The following is an 18,572-nucleotide window of genomic DNA, read 5'->3' on the forward strand; positions in this document are numbered from 1 at the left end:
AAACCGAGCGAGGATCGTTGAATCCATTAAAACAAATCATCAAAGAGACTGAGCTGGTTGTCTTCTGGCATATTGCCAAGGATTCCCATCTCGTCCATCTTTTCTACCAAGGTTGAGGAGACGCCACCACGTTTGCGTAACTCTGTTTTAGAGAGGAATTCTCCTTCTTTGCGAGCTCGCACAATCTGCTTGGCTACGTTCTCTCCCAATCCATCCATGGCGACAAATGGTGGAATAAGGGTATCTCCATCGATGATGAATTCCGTCGCATCACTACGATAGAGATCTAGCTTGCCAAACTTGAAACCTCGCTCCCACATCTCATTGACAATTTCAAGCGTCGTGTAAAGGTCAATTTCTACGTTGGAAGCTTCGTTGTTCTTGCGTTTTTCAGCAATCTCCTTCATCCGCGCTTTCACGGCTTCTAGTCCTGCGCCCATGGTCTTGATATCAAAGGCCTTGGCACGGATTGAGAAGTAAGCACAGTAATAGTAGAGAGGATGATGAACCTTAAAGTAAGCCACCCGCAAGGCCATCATAACGTAGGCTGCCGCATGGGCTTTGGGGAACATGTACTTGATTTTCCCACAAGATTCGATGTACCATTCAGGTACATTGTTAGCCTTCATGGCCTCGATATAGCCATTGCGCTCTTCTTCAGGAATCTTGAGCCACATGCCTTTCCGCACCCGCTCCATGATGGTAAAGGCCATTTTTGGATCTAGGCCAGCGTGCATGAGGTAAACCATGATGTCATCTCGACATCCGATAACGGTTGATAGGTCAGCAATACCCGCCTTGATCAAGTCTTGGGCATTTCCCAACCATACGTCGGTACCGTGAGACAGACCAGAAAGCTGAAGCAACTCGGCAAAGGTGGTCGGATGAGTCTCATCGACCATGCCCCGAACAAAGTTGGTCCCAAACTCTGGGATCCCCAGCATACCAGTCGAGGTACCGATTTGCTCCGGTGTGACTCCTAAGATATCGGTTCCTGAGAAGAGGGCCATGACACCTGGATCATCCATAGGAATATCGTTTGGATCAATGCCTGATAAGTCCTGGAGCTTGCGAATCATAGTCGGATCATCGTGTCCCAGGACATCGAGTTTAAGTACGTTCTCGTCGATATCGTGGAAGTTAAAGTGAGTGGTCTGCCATTCGGCTGTCACATCATCTGCTGGGTACTGCACAGGGGTGAAGTCATAGACATCCATATAGTTAGGGATAACAACGATTCCCCCTGGGTGCTGACCGGTCGTCCGTTTAACCCCAGCTGCTCCCTGGGCTAGCCGTTCCACCTCTGCATCCCGGTAATACTTGCCGTAGTCCCGCTCATAGCCTTTAACAAACCCATAGGCGGTCTTGGCTGCAACTGTACCTACTGTTCCTGCCCGGAAGGCATATTCTTCTCCAAAAATATCACGGACATCCAAGTGGGCACTCGGCTGATCTTCCCCTGAGAAGTTCAAATCGATATCGGGTACCTTGTCCCCATCAAAACCAAGAAAGGTCTCGAAAGGAATGTCTTGGCCGTTTTTGCTGAGTTGGTGACCACAGTTTGGACAGTCCTTATTGGGCATATCAAATCCTGAACCATAAGAACCATCCGTGATAAACTCACTGTATTTACACTCCCCGCAGACATAGTGAGGAGAGAGCGGATTAACCTCGGTAATCCCGATCATGGTCGCAACGAAACTGGAGCCGACAGATCCCCGGGAACCAACCAAGTAGCCCCGTTCATTGGAACGGTGCACCAAGAGTTGGGAAGCCAGATAGATCACGGCGAAGCCATTCCCCAGGATAGAGGTTAATTCTTTTTCAATCCGTAAATCAACAATATCAGGTAGCGGATTGCCATAGATTTCAAAGGCCTTCTGATAGGTCAATTCGGCAACCGTTTCTTCGGCCTTGTCGATAAATGGGGTATAGAGGTCCCCCTTAACCACTTCGACAGGTTCAAAGATTTCTGCCAGAGCATTGGTGTTTTCAATGACCAGTTTTCGTGCTAAGTCTTCCCCTAGAAAAGCAAATTCATCCAGCATTTCATTGGTTGTACGGAAATGGGCTTTTGGTAGGGGTGCAGGTTGGGCGTTTTCTCCATGACCGATGGTCCGGTTAATCATGGCCCCTTGCCCAAGACTGCGGACAATGATTTCTCGATAAATCTCATCCTCGGGCTCAAGGTAGTGGACATTTCCTGTCGCGAGGACTGGCTTGCCAAGGCGATCTCCCACCTCAATCAAACTCTTGATGATAGTCTGGAGCTCGTCCATGTCTTTGACCTGCTCTTTAGCAATGAGGGGCACATAGATGGCTGGAGGCATGACCTCGATAAAGTCATAATACTTGGCCACTTCCACTGCCGCATCAACTCCCTGAGAGACGACCGCGTCAAAGACTTCTCCTTCAGAACAAGCCGATCCCAGGATCAAGCCTTCCCGGTGAGCATCTAAAACCGTTCTCGGAATCCGAGGAACACCCTCAAAATATTGAGTATTGGAAAGGGAGACCAATTTGAACATGTTTTTCAAGCCCGTCTGGTTCTTGACATAGATGGTTGCATGTTTGACCCGAGCCTTTTTGTAGGAATCCGGACTAATCAAATCCAAATTCAGCTTAGCAAGATTGGTCACGCCATGCTTTTCTGCTACATCCTTGATAAAGATAAAGAGCAGGCGGCCCGTCGCTTCCGCATCATAGTTGGCCATATGGTGATGTTCCAAGGCAACCCCAAACCGCTTGGTCAAGGGGCCCAAACCATGACGCTTGTACTCTGGATAAAGGTTCCGAGCAAACTCTAACGTATCAATTACTGGCTGGGTGATTTTGGGAAGGCCATGACGCTCATAGTTGGCATTCATGAAGCCCACGTCAAAAGTGGCATTGTGGGCAACCAAAACCGCATCCTTGCAAAATTCCTGGAACTCCTCCAAGACCTGTTTCAAAGGTTTGGCATTGCGAACATGGTCATCGGTAATGCCTGTCAGATCCGTTGTAAAGGCGGAAATGGGGTGCCCTGGATTGATAAACTCATCAAATTCAGCAATGATATTGCCCTTGTGCATTTTAGAAGCGGCAACCTGAATCAGATCATTGTAAATGGCTGAGAGTCCTGTCGTTTCCACGTCAAAAACCACATAGGTCGCTTCATGAAGGTCTAGATCGACTTCATTGTAGGTAATCGGTACACGGTCTTCAACGATATTGGCTTCCATCCCATAGATGAGTTGGATACCAGCTTTTTTAGCTGCCTTGTAACCATGAGGGAAAGACTGCACATTGCCATGATCGGTAATAGCAACTGCCTTGTGCCCCCATTTGGCTGCTTTTGCGACCAACTCCTCTACCTCAGGTAGGGCATCCATGGTCGACATATTGGTATGGGCATGGAACTCGACCCGACGCTCGCCTTCTGGCATCAGATCCTTGCGCTCATAGTGGACCACTTCTTGAACATCTTGAACATTCATGGTCAAATCTCGTGTAAAGTTATTGACCTCGATATTCCCACGAACCCGTAACCAAGAGTTTTTCTTGATCATATCAAACTTCTGAGCTTCTTCTTCATTTTTAGCCCATTTCTGGAGCGAAAAACTGGAGGTATAGTCGGTCATCTTGAAATTGATCAAGACTCGACCTGTCCGAGTTACCTTTTGCTCGACATCAAAGACTACCCCTTCAAAAACGATGCGGTTCTCTTCTGTCGTGATATCAATCATAGGAGTGATCTCTGCCTTATCCAGCTTAGGCTTGGCCGCAGCCTTTTTGGCTTTGAAATCAAAGGCTGGTTTTTCCTCTGCTGGTGGAGGAGCCATTTGAGACAAGGACTCCATAGCCCGCAAAGTTTCTTCGTTGGCTGCTTGGAAGATTTGATCCTTCTCAGCTTCGAAGGCCTGTTGGAGTTCTTCTGTCAACTGGTCATCAGCTTCTACCCGACACTGAAAATGGGGAAAACCAAACTTGGTCAATTGACTAGCAAGATTTGGCAGATGGTTTTTCCGGTGATGCTCCGTATCCACAGATGAAGGGCCACTAATGATCAGCTCTTCTCCCTGTGCACGAACCTGCAAGTGTTGATACATGCTCTTAAAGCCCTGGCTCGCACAGGGACCATCTTCAAAAGCTTCCTGGTAATAGGCTTGCAAGAGGTCCTCACTAAAAGTTGGATTCTTTACCTGAATCTCAAACACCGCTCGATTGCCTGTCTTTGAAAACTCCTCAACCAAGCGATTTTTGAGCTCCTGAAAAATCGTGATGGGAAGAATTTCGGCAAAAACAAAACGAAATTCCCAAACACGACTGAGCTTATGGACGATGACCTCTTGGATTTCAGCCCCTTCAAAAGCGCCTGATTCACGCATTTCCAAAGGCATCCCTAACTGATTCATTAAGATTTCAAAGCTAGTTGACATGATTTCTCCCTGACGAATTACTAGCCTTTATTTTATCATATTTCGCCTAACTTTTCGACTGTCAGAAGGTCCTTTCGTCTAGCTGGCTCAGCTTACAAAAAAGAAGGCTAGGGTGTTGAGCATCCTAGCCTTCTACTATTGCTTATTTATTTAAAATTGAAAGGGTTTCAAGCAGGTTGTCTGCATGCACTTCAATCGTGTCTCCTGAAGCTTTGATTTTCACTTCTACGATACCGTCAGCTGCTTTCTTCCCAACAGTGATGCGGATTGGCAAACCAATCAAGTCACTATCGCTAAATTTAACACCTGCACGTTCGTTACGGTCATCCACCAAGACTTCGTAGCCAGCCTTGACCAATTGGTCTTCGATCTTGCTAGTCAATTCAAGAGAGGCTTCGTCTTTGACATTTACTGGAATCAAATGCACATCAAACGGCGCCAATTCTTTAGGGAAGTTGATTCCCCAAGCGTAACGGTATTCACCTTTTGGTGTCTTGTTAACGAAGAGGCGAGCGTGTTGTTCCATGACTGCTGAAAGGAGACGACTCACACCGATACCATAGCAGCCCATGATGATTGGCACAGCACGGCCATTTTCATCCAAGACATCTGCACCCATACTTGCTGAGTAGCGAGTACCGAGTTTGAAGATGTGACCAATCTCGATCCCACGCGCAAAGTTGAGAACACCTTGTCCATCTGGAGAGATTTCACCCTCACGCACTTCACGGATATCCACATATTCGGCAGTAAAGTCACGGCCTGGATTCACACCCGTCAAGTGGTAGCCATCTTGGTTAGCACCCACAACAGCATTGTGGCTATCTTGCACTTTGCGATCTGCAATAATTTTGACAGTTTCTGGAAGATTGACTGGACCAAGAGAACCAAAGTCAGCTCCCAATAATTCTTTCACCTCTGCCTCAGTTGCAGGTTCCAAGAAGTCTGCTCCAAGGTGGTTTTTCAACTTGACTTCATTGAGTTGGTCGTTGCCAACCAGTAGAGCTACAACTGGCTCTTGATCTGCGATATAAACCAAGGTCTTGATTGTTTGGTCTTCAGAGATATTCAAGAAGGCCGCTACTTCATCAATTGATTTGACACCTGGTGTTTCCACACGAGCCACTTCTTCTTCCGTCACAACACGGTTGCTTGGTTTGTAGGCGTTTGTCGCCATTTCCAAGTTAGCTGCATAGCTTGACTCACTTGAGTAGGCAATCGTATCTTCACCAGAAACCATCCATTTGAGCAATTCTGCCTTAATTTCTTCTTGCACTTCTGTAGGAATTTCGTCAAATGATGCAACTGACTTGTCTAACACCACCCAACGGTCAAGGTCTGTACGAGCAGGTGTGATGGCCATAAACTCTTGGCTATCCTTACCACCCATGGCACCACCATCACCGATGATCGCTTTGAAGTCCAAGCCACTACGAGTGAAGATACGCTCATAGGCTGCCTTGTACTCATCATAGGTCACATCCAAGCTATCGTAGTTAGCGTGGAAGCTATAACCATCTTTCATGATGAACTCACGGGTCCGAAGAAGTCCATTCCGTGGACGTTTTTCATCACGGTACTTGGGTTGGATTTGGTAGAGATTCAGTGGTAATTGCTTGTAAGACTTAACAGAATCACGGACAATAGCTGTGAAAGTTTCTTCGTGAGTTGGACCCAAGATAAAGTCTGACTTCTCACGATTTTTCAATTTGTACAAGTCTTCCCCGTAAGTTTCATAACGGCCAGATTCGCGCCAAAGGTCAGCGCTGAGAAGGGCTGGAGCCAACATCTCAACGGCACCAATCTTATCAAATTCCTGACGCATGATCTTCTTAGCTTTTTCGATCACACGGTTGGCAAGTGGTAGGTAAGAGTAAACACCTGCTGATACTTGACGAACATAACCAGCACGGAGCATCAAAGCGTGGCTGATGACCTGGGCATCACTTGGCATTTCGCGAAGTGTTGGAATAAGCATTTTACTTTGTTTCATTCAGATTCATTCCTTTTCTATTTCAAAAATAATTTCATGATATCGTTCCAAGTCACGGCAATCATCAGGATAACCATTACCGCCACTCCAGCAAGGGTCAAGTAGGTTTCTACCTCCTGTTTAAGAGGTTTTCTACGAACAAGCTCGATCAGATTGATCAAGATTTTCCCACCATCCAAAGCCGGAATAGGAATCAAGTTAAAGATTCCGATATTAATAGACAGCATGGCCATCAAGGATAGGATAGCTGGAAGTCCTAGCTCCGCAGCTTGCGAACTAGCTTTGTAGATCGCTACCGGACCACCCAACTTGTTCAAACTAAAGTGGAAGATGATATCCTTCAAGGCCGTCAAAATACGAGTTGCTGTGTACCAGGTATCTGTCACACCTGAGAAAAGCTTATCTAGGAAGCCTGTCTTGACAGCATTGGTCACACCGATATAATACCGTCCCCCATCTTCTTCTGGTTGAACCGTCACTTTTTGAGTTTTCCCGTCTCGTTCATAGGTAATCGTTACTTCTGGATTTTTTCCTTGGTTACGGGTCGCCTTCTGGACAGAATCTGTCAACTCATCCCAGTTGGAAACCTTATAGTCATTAATCTGAACGATCTGGTCATTGTCTTTCAAACCAGCCTTAGCCACCACTCCTTGAGGAACGACCTGAACATGGTTACTATAGTAGTCCACTGCTCCTCCTCGCATAAAGGATAGGAGAGAGTAGACGACAATGCTCAAGATAAAGTTGTTCATGGGACCAGCAAAGTTGGTTATCAGACGTCCCCAGATACTAGCATTTTGATACTGCACATCCAGAGGAGCAATCCGTACTTCTGTCCCATCTTCCTCAACGATGGTGGCATCATGGTGGACGGGATAGGTCTTAGTCTCTTCGATGACGATTCCTGTGATTTCAAGTTTATCCTCAAAATCAAAATCCGTGACATTCATAGGAATAGCTGTCTGATCGATATTTTTCCCAGAAAGGTTGATCCGAACAACTGTTCCCTCAGGGTTCAAAGTTAGACTGACAGGCGTTCCTGTCTTAATCTCTGTCGTATCTTCGCCCCAGCCTGCCATTCGGACATAGCCCCCCAATGGAAGGATTCGAATAGTATAGGCTGTTCCGTCCTTGCCTACATGGGCAAAAATCTTCGGCCCCATCCCAATCGCAAACTCGCGGACTAGGATGCCTGATTTTTTTGCAAAATAGAAATGACCGAACTCATGCACTAGGACAATGACGCCAAAAATGATAATAAAGGCAATAAATTGCATACACGCTCCTTCGTTTTATCTGATGATTGGATGATTTCTGTTTAAAACAGACCGAAGAATAGCATCAGTGGGAAGACAAAAATCAAGCTATCAAATCGATCTAAGACACCACCGTGGCCAGGAATAAAACGGCCAGAGTCTTTCACTCCAAAATGGCGCTTGATGGCACTTTCAACTAAGTCACCAAACTGAGCTGCTATACTGAAAAGAATAGTAAAGAGAATCATGGTCACCCAACCGTAAGATCCTGCAACAGTACGATCTAGTATCATAAAGATCAGTGTCACGACGACAGCACAAGCTATCCCACCTAGACTTCCTTCAACAGTCTTATTGGGCGATACTCTTGGCAAGAGTTTTTTCTTACCGAACTGGCTCCCAATGAAATAGGCCCCTGAATCCGTTGCCCAAACAATAAAGAGGGCCAAAAGAATCTTATCCACACCTGCTAAGCGAGCTTGAATCAAGGCATGGAAGCCAAAACCAACATAAAAGCTGGAAGCAATCGGATAGACAACCTCGTCATAGGTATAGCCTTGCGCCAAGACAGTTGTCCCCATCAATAATAAGACCAAAAGGCCGTAGGCGATGAAATTGCCACCTGCTGGCAAGAAAGGGAGGTAACTCTCTAATGGCAGAGCCAACACAAGAGCTGCTAGCATAGCCAAGGCTCCTTCGATGGTTTCGGTCTGCAAGCCTTTCATTTTCAGCAATTCATGAACACCCAACATAGCGATGAGTCCCACTACAATCTGAAAAACAACTCCTCCAATAAGGACGACTGGAATAAAGAAAGCTAAGGCGATTCCTCCAAAAATCACTCGCTTCTGTAAATCTTTTCTCATATATTTCTCTCCTATACACCACCAAAGCGTCGATGACGATGGCTGTATTCTTCTATTGCATCATGCAAGGCCTTTTCTCCAAAATCCGGCCACATCACATCGGTAAAGTAAAGCTCACTATAGGCCGCTTGCCAAGGCAAAAAGTTACTCAAGCGAAGCTCCCCACTGGTCCGAATAATCAGGTCAGGATCTCGTAAGTCCTTGGGTAGACTACTGGTATACAAATAATTGGCAATCATCTCTTCTGAAATATCGCCTGGATTCAAGCGCGCATCTAGGACTTCCTGGGCAATTTGTTTGACTGCTTGGGTCAGTTCTGCCCGTCCTCCATAGTTCAAGGCGAAATTCAATATCAAGCCTGTATTGGAGCGTGTTAAGGCCTCTGCCTTTTCCAGAGCCTCCAAGGTTTCCTTCGGAAGACGGGAAACCTCGCCAATCATCTGGATCTTCACATTATTTTTGTGAAGCTCTGGAACAAAGCGGTCATAGAATTCAACTGGAAGATTCATGATAAAGCTCACTTCCTGTTGAGGACGTGTCCAGTTTTCAGTTGAGAAAGCATAGACCGTTAGGGCCTGCACACCCATCTCCTTGGCTGCAATGGTTACTTCTTGCAAAGCCTCCATACCAGCTTTATGCCCAAAGACACGAGGTTGCATCCGTTTTTTGGCCCAACGACCATTCCCATCCATGATAATTCCAATATGCTTGGGCACTTCTAGGGGAACACTTAACTTTTCTTTCTTTTTAAAACGAAACATGTTTTTCTACCTATTTCACTGTTTTTATCGCTTCATTATATCATAAATCCGCTTAAAATGGCAGTCTTGTCCCTTTTCTAGGGGGATCTAGCTAAAAATGAAAAAAGCGACCTTTTGATCGCTCCTTCTTATTATTCATCGTCGATGATAGAATCTGATTCGCCAGCGCCTTCAACTGCACCAGCTGTCACTCCTTCTGAAACTGGCAAAACTGTTTTAATAGCTGTCAATTCAAATGTGAGATATACGCCATCCACATCCAAGACAACGGTTTTCCGTTCAGTATCTACTTCATCAACTGTTCCATACAAACCACCGATGGTAATCACTTCATACCCTTTTTGAAGCTTGTTCAAGCTTTCCATCCGTTTTTGGTATTGTTTCTTTTGGCTACGGCTCATGAAGAACATCATTCCGACCATTAGCGCAAGCATAAATAGCAAGGTTGTACCACTTTGCATACCATTTCTCCTTTTTAAATCATATATGCTCTACTATAGCAAATTTTATAGGTATTTTCAATACGAACCCCTGATTTTCAAAAAATAAGTCGGTAGATGGAGATGGTCTGCTCACTATTCGATCCAGACAGCTTTCCTAGTGTTTCTTTTTTTAGAAAAAGAAAAAACCATAAAAAATAGGTTTTTGCTAATCGATTGTGATTCCATATTTTTCATGATTTTTATCATACCATTCAATCAACAACATGGCTGTTTGGTAGGTAATGTTTTTAATTTTACTGGTTCCTTTTGTCAAGGTAGCTAGACTCATCTTACTAATATCTGTCTCGGTCGCTACTCTATAACTTGTCACCTTTCCATCCACCATCAATTGAACGACAGCTTCAACTTTCTTATAATCTTTTGTCGAATAAATATCAATTGGATTTTTCATAAAATCATCCTATCCCCTTAAATTTAGTCTTTTATATATTATATAATTTATTTGTTCATTTATAAGAAAATCTTGCTTACAGACGCTTTCTAAGGCATTTTCATGCTGTATTTTGCACTAATTTATGAAAAAACATACCTATTTTTTATCATTTTTCACTTTCTGGGAAAAAAAACGATAAAACTATACCTCATATATTTTCTTTTGTTGACATTAAAAAGGCTAAGAATTTCTTCCTAGCCTTCTTTTTCAAACTGATTTTCTCTTGTTTATGGAGATAGATGTCTCGGTTATTCTTCTGAGGTTCCATTCTCTTTAATAACCAATTCTCCATCTTCCATATCAGCCAACAAGTGTTTTGCGTCAAGGTTATCCAAGTGGAAGTCTGTCACCTTATCACGGATTTGTTGTTCAACCACACGACGGAGTGGACGAACACCCATGACTTCATCGTATCCTTCTTCAGTCATATATTCTTTAGCTGCATCGGTAACTGTCAAATCAATGCCTTTCTTAGCAAGCGTTTTATTCACTTCTGCTAACATCAAGTCAACAATCTTAGAAAGGTCTTCCTTGCTCAAGTGTGAGAATTCGATGACAGCATTGAAGCGGTTTAGGAATTCTGGACGGAAGAATGGTTTCAAACGATCCATGAGTTCTGGTTTGTCAGCATCTTCTGTCAAGTTAGCCTCATAACCAAAGCCAGCGTTTGAAGTAGCGATAATGACCGTATTCTTGAAGTTAACGGTGTTTCCTTGACCATCTGTCAAACGACCATCATCCAAGACTTGAAGGAGCAGGGTGATCACTTGCGGATCCGCCTTTTCAATCTCATCAAGAAGGACGATAGAGTAAGGATTGCGACGTACACGTTCTGTCAAGGTATTGTTGTTATCATCGTAACCAACATAACCGGCAGTGGTACCAATCAACTTAGATACGGCTGTACGATCGCTGTATTCTGACATGTCCAAACGGATGATGGCATCTTTGGTACCAAACATATCAAGGGCCAATTGTTTAGCCAACTCAGTCTTACCGACACCAGTAGGTCCTACGAAGAGGAAGCTACCGATTGGACGGTTGCCTTCGTCAAATCCTGCACGGTTCCGACGAATCGCTTTGGCAACGGCTTCAACGGCCTTGTCTTGACCGATAACTTTCGTTTGCAAACGGTGTCCCATATCTTTCAAGCGTTCGATATCGGTTGCTCCCATTTGAGAAACTGGAATACCCGTCATCCGTTCTACTGATTCAGCCACATCGTTGATTGTTGCTGTTACTTTATGGTCTTCCGTATGGTTAGCAATTTTCTTTTCCAGTTCTTCGATGCGAACTTTTGCTTTCAAAGCTGCTTCGTAATCTTCTTTAGCTACAGCTTCTTCTTGTTTTGCTTTTTCTTCATCAATTTCATGTTCCACTGCGTGCACATCTGTTACTGGATGTTGGGCTGCCAAGTGAGCAGCTGTCACATCAACCAAGTCGATGGCCTTATCAGGCAAGCTCCGTTGTGGAATGTATTGAACAGAATAATCAACTGCTGCTTTCAAGACTTCATCTGGCAAGACAACATTGTGGTGTTTTTCGTAAAGATCACGGATTCCTTGGAGAATCTTGAAGGTATCTTCAGCAGAAGGAGCATTGACCTTGACTTCGTTGAAACGACGAGCAAGGGCAGCATTTTTCAAGATGGTGTTACGGTATTCATCTTGAGTAGTTGCCCCAATCACGGTTAATTCACCACGAGAAAGAGCTGGTTTCAAGATATCCGCAAGACCTTTAGATCCTTGTCCATCTCCTGTGCTACCTGCACCAAGAATTTGGTGGATTTCATCGAAGAAGAGGATGACATTGCCCATTGCTTTGACTTCTTGGATCATATTTTGGATATTTTCTTCGAAGCTACCACGGTATTGCGTACCAGCTTCTAGACCAGAAATATCAATCGAGATGATTTCTTTGTTCTTGATAGCTGCTGGAACATCACCGTTCACGATAGCTTGAGCCAATCCTTCTACAACAGCCGTCTTACCAACACCTGCATCCCCGACAAGGACAGGATTGTTCTTGGTACGACGAGACAAGATTTCAGCTGTTTCTTGAATTTCTTTGTTACGTCCAATAACTGGATCTAGCTTACCTTCACGAGCTTCTTCGGTCAAGTTACGACCAAGCTTCGCAAGGATCCCATCTTGTTTCATGCCTTTGCCTTGTTGGTGTTGCACGGGCTCACTTCCTTCAGTTGGAAGTTGACCAGTTTGACGGTAAATGGCGAATTCTTCAGGTGTTACTTCACGACCATTGATCATGTAGCGACGGCTTTCAGAACGAAAACCACCCATGTTTCCCATTAGTTGATTGAAAAGATCATCCATATTGTTAAAGTTGTTGTTCATAGTTATTACCTCGTTTTACATAATTTTAATTTATTCTTGAAAATGAGTAGCCGATTTGGCTACTTTATGTTTTTTACATAATTTTATTTTACTTTTAAATGAATAGCCTCGAGGGCTAGGATCTTGTATTTCTTCTTTTATCAATTAGTTTTCTATATTTTGGAAATAGCATTTCACCATCTCCTTTCCACTATTGATCCTGTAAACTTTTGAGATTTTCTCAACCTCTTTTTGTTTACATAAATTATTATAAAGCAGACTGGGTTTTTTGTCAACACTTTTTTACATAATTTTTTACATTTTTTAAAAAAATTTTTCCGAAGCAAAAAAACACACCCTTACCAGGGTGTGCCTCTTATCAAATCATGTATTCGACGCTGTAGGTGGCGTCGGATAGAATCCGTGAAAGGAATTGTTTGGTTCGTTCTTCTTTTGGACTGTTGAAGAATTCATGCGGTTCATTTTCTTCGATGATGTGCCCGCCATCCATAAAGATGACGTGGTTGGCCACATCACGCGCGAAGCCCATCTCATGGGTTACGACAACCATGGTTACGCCTTCTTGAGCCAATTGCTTCATGACATCTAAGACGTCCCCGACCAATTCTGGGTCTAGCGCTGAAGTTGGCTCATCCAGCAAGATCACGTCGGGTTTCACTGCGATGGCACGCGCAATCCCGATCCGTTGCTGCTGACCACCTGACAATTGAGAAGGATAGTAATCCTTATAAGCGAGGAGGCCGACTTTTTCAAGGGCGGATTCTGCCCGTTGGATGGCTTCTTCTTTTGGAATCTTCCGAGCCACAATCAGGCCCTCTAAGATATTTTCAATCGCTGTTTTATTAGCAAAGAGATTGTAATGCTGGAAGACAAAGGCTGTCTTTTGGCGGATTTCTAGAATTTCTTTTTTGCTGAGCTTTGAGAGATCATACTCTTTTCCACCCAAAGTCAAACGGCCTGTGTCTGCCTTTTCCAAGTGATTGAGGCAGCGAAGGAAGGTTGTTTTTCCTGATCCAGATGGACCCAAAATAACGACGACATCCCCTTGGTTGACCTTGAGATTAACATCTACCAAGACTTGGTGGTCCTTAAATTTTTTCGATACGTGTTCTACTTCTAACATCTTCTCATTTCTCCTTCTTCTATGCGAGTGTCAGGCGTTTTTCTAAGAGGTTGAATCCCCACTGAATCACCCCACAAATGACAATATAAAGAATAAAAATCACTAAATAGGATTCAAAATATTGATAGCCATAAGAGGCTTCGACCTTGGCAATGGCGGTGATATCCTTGATGGTCATGACAAAGACAAGGGAGGTTCCTTTGACCAAGTTGATGACCAGGTTACACAGATTAGGCAGGGCCGCACGCAAGGCTTGTGGAAAAACAATGCGGATATAGGCTTGGCGGTTGGTCAAGCCAATGGCTTGCGCTGCTTCTAGCTGGCCCTTATCCACCGTCAGAATGGCTGACCGTAAAATTTCAGCTAGACTTCCTGTCGTCATCAAGCTAAAGATGATAAAGGCATAGTAAATGGGATTGATCTCAAAGACATTAAAGTGACTGCCTATGCTCTTAAAAAAGCTATTTAAGAGACTGGGAAAGAGACTATAAAAGAAGAGAATCAAGAGAATTGGAGGTGTCGCGCGGATAAAGGCTAAGTAAACCACTGAGAAACTGCGAACCCCTTTGACCTTATAGATCTGGCCGAGTGCCAAAAAGAGGGCTGGAAAAAAACTCAAGAGAATCGATACGACCATGATCAGAAGGGTCACTGGAACGCCACCCAAGGTGGCTAGAAACGTTTTACTAATAAAATTGAAATCCATAAGCTACCTTTCTGTTACACTGAGTCGTTTTTCAAGCAATTGAGCGGAGAAGGAAATCACAAGGGCAATAGCCCAGTAGATCACTGCTACGGCTGTATAGGTCTCGAGGGAATAATTTCCAAGATTGCGACTGATCAAGTTGTTTCCTGCTCCCATGATATCGATAAAGCCAATGGTATAAGCCAATGCCGCATCGCGCATGAGGTTCAAGATGGCAGTCGTCATATTTGGAAGAGCCACGCGAAAGGCTTGTGGAAGGACAATCCGCCAAATAGTCTGAGCTGGTGTCAAACCAATACTCAAGCCCGCTTCCATCTGACCTTTTGGAATGGCCAAATAGGCTGCCTTAAAGACCTCAGAAATCATTGCCGCAAAGAGAAGAAACATGGCAATCAGGACAAAGACAAACTTGGACCAGTGGTCAATGTCAATGCCCAACCACCAGTTCAAAAATTGGGGCAGTCCATAAAAGACCAAAAAGAGCAAGACAATCGGAGGGGTACAACGCAAGGTAAAGACATAGCCTTTGGCCAGACCTGCTCCTACCTTATCTTCTGATACTTGTGCCCAGGTCAAAACCAAGCCAAATGCCGAACCTAGAAGCGTCGTTAACACCATCAAAGCTAGGGTCGCTGGTAGGGCTTGGACCAAGGTTGGGAGAAAAGTCCAGACCTTGGAAATGTCGTATGAGACCATGTTTCTTTTCCTTTCTGTATCCGTATAGAAATAAGGAAGCTGGGGCTATGCGCACCCAGTTTCTTCTTATTTTTCTTTATCTACATAACTGAAGACATCTTCACCGAAATATTTTTCGGATAGTTTAGCAAGCGTCCCATCTTCTTCCAATTCTTTGATGGCCTTGCTGTAGGCTTCCGCAAATTTTTCGTTTTTCTTATCCTTATGAATCAATGGGTAAGTTGGAATTCCTTTGTAGGCAAACCAGCTCAGTTTGTCTGCATATTGGTGGTAAGAACCATCTTTATCTGTGACAGCTTTTTCAAAGGAAAGTTTGATGTCAAAGAAGCCGTCGTAACGTCCTTCCAGAACCCAAGCATAGGCATCTGCGACTTTGAAAGATTCTGCAGCTGTTAATTCGATTGGTTGGTCCTTATGCTTTTCATTGTATTCTTTGATGACATTCCATTGGGCATTTTGTGGTGAAATTGGAACCAATTTTCCTTTTTCTTTAGCAAAATCATCGATGTTCTTGTATTTATCCGCATCTTCTTTCCGTACGGTAAATCCGATGATACTGGCTCCGATTGGTTCTTTTGGAATGATAAATTTCTTGGCGCGTTCTTCGGTATACCAAGCTCCTTTGGTTCCAATATCGTATTTACCAGATTCTAGACCAATCAAGAGGTCGTCGTCACTCGTTCCAGTATACTCAAACTTGTAGTCTGGTAGCTTTTCGTCAATAGCTTTGAGCACAGCTACTTCATAGCCATCTGATTCCCCTTTTTCATCAACGAAATCATACGGCACGTAGTTTTGCGTGTGGGCCACTTTCAAGGTTGTTACTTTATTAGATCCTGTTGATTCTTTGCTGTCGTTTGCGTGGTTCAAGCTTCGACCAATAATCGTTGCACCTGCAAGGGCAAGAACAGCCACCCCACCGATAATCCATGTTTTTTTACTCATATTCTCTTTTCTCGCTTTCTATTTTCCTTATTCTGCTGCAGCTTCACGAACCCATTCGATTCGTTCTTCATCAATGTCACTTGGGATAGTACAATCCGCACCGATGACCAAGCCTGTGGTTCCTGTCTCTGCTATGATGCGTTTGGTTTCTGCTTGGATGGCAGCCTTGTCTCCTGTGTAGAGAAGACCAGTTTTGCCATTTTCAAAACCACCGAGAACCGTGCGTCCACCGAAGATTTCGCGTCCTTCTGCTAGGCTAATCCCTTCGGGTCCGACTGCCCAGTTAATGACTGGGGCTGGATAGTCTGTGAAGAGATGGATATCATTGCGAGCTCCTTCGTAGCCACAGATATGAAGAATATTTACGCCACCGGCTTCCTTAGCTGTCTCTAAGACATGGAGTTCACTAGGCGCGATGACTTGTTTGTAAACTTCCTGACTGACACGCGCATCTTGGATGCTTTGAACACTGAGGTAGATCCCGTCTGCTCCAGCTTCTTTAATGATTCGTTGGCTCAAACTTGCAATATCTTGGCCAATGGTATCCAATACTTTTTTAAGAGTGGCTGCATCTTGATCGATAAAGTTGGCGATCAAGTCATCTCCACCTGACACTTCTCCGACCAACCATTTGAAGTAGGTCACTGGAGCAAAGATGTTGTAGATTGCTACAATGTCCTCTTCAAAACCAGCGCGAATTTTTTTGACCAATTCTACCTGCTCTGTGATCCATGGATGATCTGCTCCAAGGGGTTCAATCCCTGCTAAATCCGAGATGTTTTCAAGGCCCTTGTAAATAGCTGGGTTTGGATAAGCAAAGTAGCCATCACTCATGAGTTTGACAAAGTCTGGTTTGACCTTGTGTAGGAAGTTTTTATGACCATTGAGGTTTTTTTCAATAATTTCAGGATTGGAAAAACCTTTCAACCATTCTTCTTCCCTTGTAAAGTGATGCCAAAAGCCAACTGGCACACGGTCAACCGCTTCCCCTCTGAAAGCTTTTAAAACTAATTCTCTTTTTGTGGACATGTTCTTACCTCGTTCTATTCTTTTCTTGCTAGTTATCTTAACACTTGGACTTTTATTTGACTAATATATATTTTTTATCAAGCCCTTCATCTTTTTTTATCACTGATCTTCTAGGAGCAGGACTCCTGCTAGATCAGACGGGCGAATGAGGGAGAGACTATGAGCTGGAATTTTCTCCAGTCTTTCCACATCCGGATCCGTTTTGCTTTCCTCTTGACTGCTAGCGGCAGCAACTTTTGCGAGTCCTAGGACTAGGAATAAAGCTACCAGCATCAGACACCAAATATTGATTTTTTTCATCTCCCTCTCCTTTCTCTTTTATAAGACAGCTGCTTGGCGCACCCAATCAAGACGTTCCAATTGGAAATCGTCTGGCACGGTGCAGTCTGCTCCAAGGATCAAACCGCGACTTCCAGCTTCTGCCACCAAGCGACGGGTTTCTTGCTCGATAGTTGCTCGTTCCCCTTGGTAGAGCAAGCCTTTCTTACCATTGACAAAGCCACCCAAGACGGCGCGATTGCCAAAGAGCTTGCGCCCCTCTGCTAAGCTGATCCCTTCATGATGGGTCGCCCAGTTGATAACCTGAGCTGGATAATCCTTGAAGAGTTCCACTTCATTGCTAGCTCCTTCAAAGCCACAGATATGAAGGATATTGATGCCACCCGCTTCATTGGCCGCTTCTAGGACAGCGATACTGCTCGGTTCAATAATCTTGCGGTATTCTTCATCTGTCACGCGCTCATCTTGGATCTGCTGAGTTGAGAAGTAAATCCCTTCCACTCCCGCTTCTTGGATCAAGCGGCGACTAAGAATAGCGATATCTTCAGCAATGACATCAAGTACATGGGCCAAGGTTTCTGGATCTTCCTTGATAAAGTCCGCAATCACTTGATCCCCGCGAGAATGATCTGTCCGGAACCAGCGTTTCAAATAAGAAATGGGCGAGAAGATGTTGTAGAAAGAAGCAATCTCCTCATGAAAATGAGAACGAATTTCCTTGACCACTTCAATTTGTTTTTCAATCCAAGGATGATGCTCTCCGATGGGCTGAATATCCTTTAATTCTTGGATTGATGTGATCTCTCTCGAATAAAGAGCACTCGGATAGCGGAAGAAGCCATCGCTCATAATCTTGACAAAATCAGGGGAAATTTCTTCAACATAGTGTTGGTGTCCTTTGATACTTTTTTCAAGTACAGCCGGATTGTCTAGACCCAATTCTTTTTCTTCTTGGGTCACATAATGGAGCCAAAATCCTACAGGAATTCGCTCTACTGCTTCGCCTCGAATGGCACGAAGAACCAATTCTTTTTTACTCATACCGTGAAACCTCCTCAATCTCTTCTCCAAAAGGAAGACTAATTGCTGCCCTTCTGAAATTTGTAACCATGATATCACCTCGAAAAGTAGCTGACTAATATATTTTCCCTATCAAGGCCTTAAAATTTCTTTATTGAGGCAGGTATCAAAAAAAGCGCAAGCCCTTGAA

Annotated in this window: 15 protein-coding genes; all 15 read right to left on the reverse strand. The window is 44.2% G+C overall.

Features of this window, described 5'->3' with window-relative positions; translation table 11 throughout:
• Positions 1 to 26 precede the first annotated feature (26 nt).
• The 15 genes from ACOXXR_RS08105 to ACOXXR_RS08175 all read right to left on the reverse strand — a co-directional run bounded on the left by ACOXXR_RS08105 (position 27) and on the right by ACOXXR_RS08175 (position 18,403).
• Positions 27 to 4,418, reverse strand: coding sequence for a PolC-type DNA polymerase III (locus ACOXXR_RS08105; protein ID WP_445278399.1), 4,392 nt, complete (start codon positions 4,416 to 4,418; stop codon positions 27 to 29).
• Positions 4,419 to 4,560: 142 nt separating this feature from the next.
• Positions 4,561 to 6,411 carry a proline--tRNA ligase gene (locus ACOXXR_RS08110; protein WP_195610826.1) on the reverse strand — a complete coding sequence of 617 codons (1,851 nt, stop codon included), beginning with the start codon at positions 6,409 to 6,411 and terminating at the stop codon, positions 4,561 to 4,563.
• A gap of 17 nt (positions 6,412 to 6,428) precedes the next feature.
• Positions 6,429 to 7,688: an RIP metalloprotease RseP gene (rseP, locus tag ACOXXR_RS08115; RefSeq protein WP_195610825.1), complete on the reverse strand. Its 1,260-nt coding sequence runs from the start codon at positions 7,686 to 7,688 to the stop codon at positions 6,429 to 6,431.
• 41 nt (positions 7,689 to 7,729) lie between these two features.
• A complete protein-coding gene (locus ACOXXR_RS08120; RefSeq protein WP_023022154.1) occupies positions 7,730 to 8,533 on the reverse strand; it encodes a phosphatidate cytidylyltransferase in 804 nt (267 codons plus the stop codon).
• A gap of 11 nt (positions 8,534 to 8,544) precedes the next feature.
• Complete coding sequence (locus tag ACOXXR_RS08125; RefSeq protein WP_023022153.1) at positions 8,545 to 9,294, reverse strand: isoprenyl transferase; 750 nt, start codon at positions 9,292 to 9,294, stop codon at positions 8,545 to 8,547.
• A 131-nt stretch (positions 9,295 to 9,425) separates the two neighbouring features.
• A complete protein-coding gene (gene yajC / locus ACOXXR_RS08130; RefSeq protein WP_445278400.1) occupies positions 9,426 to 9,755 on the reverse strand; it encodes a preprotein translocase subunit YajC in 330 nt (109 codons plus the stop codon).
• A gap of 187 nt (positions 9,756 to 9,942) precedes the next feature.
• Positions 9,943 to 10,188 carry a hypothetical protein gene (locus ACOXXR_RS08135; protein ID WP_023022151.1) on the reverse strand — a complete coding sequence of 82 codons (246 nt, stop codon included), beginning with the start codon at positions 10,186 to 10,188 and terminating at the stop codon, positions 9,943 to 9,945.
• A 290-nt stretch (positions 10,189 to 10,478) separates the two neighbouring features.
• Positions 10,479 to 12,584 carry an ATP-dependent Clp protease ATP-binding subunit gene (locus ACOXXR_RS08140; protein WP_445278401.1) on the reverse strand — a complete coding sequence of 702 codons (2,106 nt, stop codon included), beginning with the start codon at positions 12,582 to 12,584 and terminating at the stop codon, positions 10,479 to 10,481.
• 358 nt (positions 12,585 to 12,942) lie between these two features.
• Complete coding sequence (locus ACOXXR_RS08145; protein ID WP_006595036.1) at positions 12,943 to 13,707, reverse strand: amino acid ABC transporter ATP-binding protein; 765 nt, start codon at positions 13,705 to 13,707, stop codon at positions 12,943 to 12,945.
• Positions 13,708 to 13,726: 19 nt separating this feature from the next.
• On the reverse strand, positions 13,727 to 14,413 hold the full coding sequence (locus ACOXXR_RS08150; protein WP_006595037.1) for an amino acid ABC transporter permease: 687 nt from the start codon (positions 14,411 to 14,413) through the stop codon (positions 13,727 to 13,729).
• 3 nt (positions 14,414 to 14,416) lie between these two features.
• Entirely contained in the window at positions 14,417 to 15,109 is a 693-nt protein-coding gene (locus ACOXXR_RS08155) for an amino acid ABC transporter permease (RefSeq protein ID WP_006595038.1), read from the reverse strand.
• Positions 15,110 to 15,175: 66 nt separating this feature from the next.
• Entirely contained in the window at positions 15,176 to 16,054 is an 879-nt protein-coding gene (locus tag ACOXXR_RS08160) for a transporter substrate-binding domain-containing protein (RefSeq protein ID WP_006595039.1), read from the reverse strand.
• Positions 16,055 to 16,081: 27 nt separating this feature from the next.
• Positions 16,082 to 17,083, reverse strand: coding sequence for a uroporphyrinogen decarboxylase family protein (locus tag ACOXXR_RS08165; protein ID WP_006595040.1), 1,002 nt, complete (start codon positions 17,081 to 17,083; stop codon positions 16,082 to 16,084).
• Between the two features lie 99 nt (positions 17,084 to 17,182).
• Positions 17,183 to 17,383, reverse strand: coding sequence for a hypothetical protein (locus ACOXXR_RS08170; protein WP_006595041.1), 201 nt, complete (start codon positions 17,381 to 17,383; stop codon positions 17,183 to 17,185).
• 18 nt (positions 17,384 to 17,401) lie between these two features.
• The gene (locus ACOXXR_RS08175) at positions 17,402 to 18,403 is read right to left on the reverse strand and encodes a uroporphyrinogen decarboxylase family protein (protein ID WP_006596959.1); all 1,002 of its coding nucleotides are present in this window, start codon (positions 18,401 to 18,403) and stop codon (positions 17,402 to 17,404) included.
• Positions 18,404 to 18,572: the final 169 nt, after the last annotated feature.

The organism is Streptococcus sp. KHUD_013 (assembly GCF_052588545.1).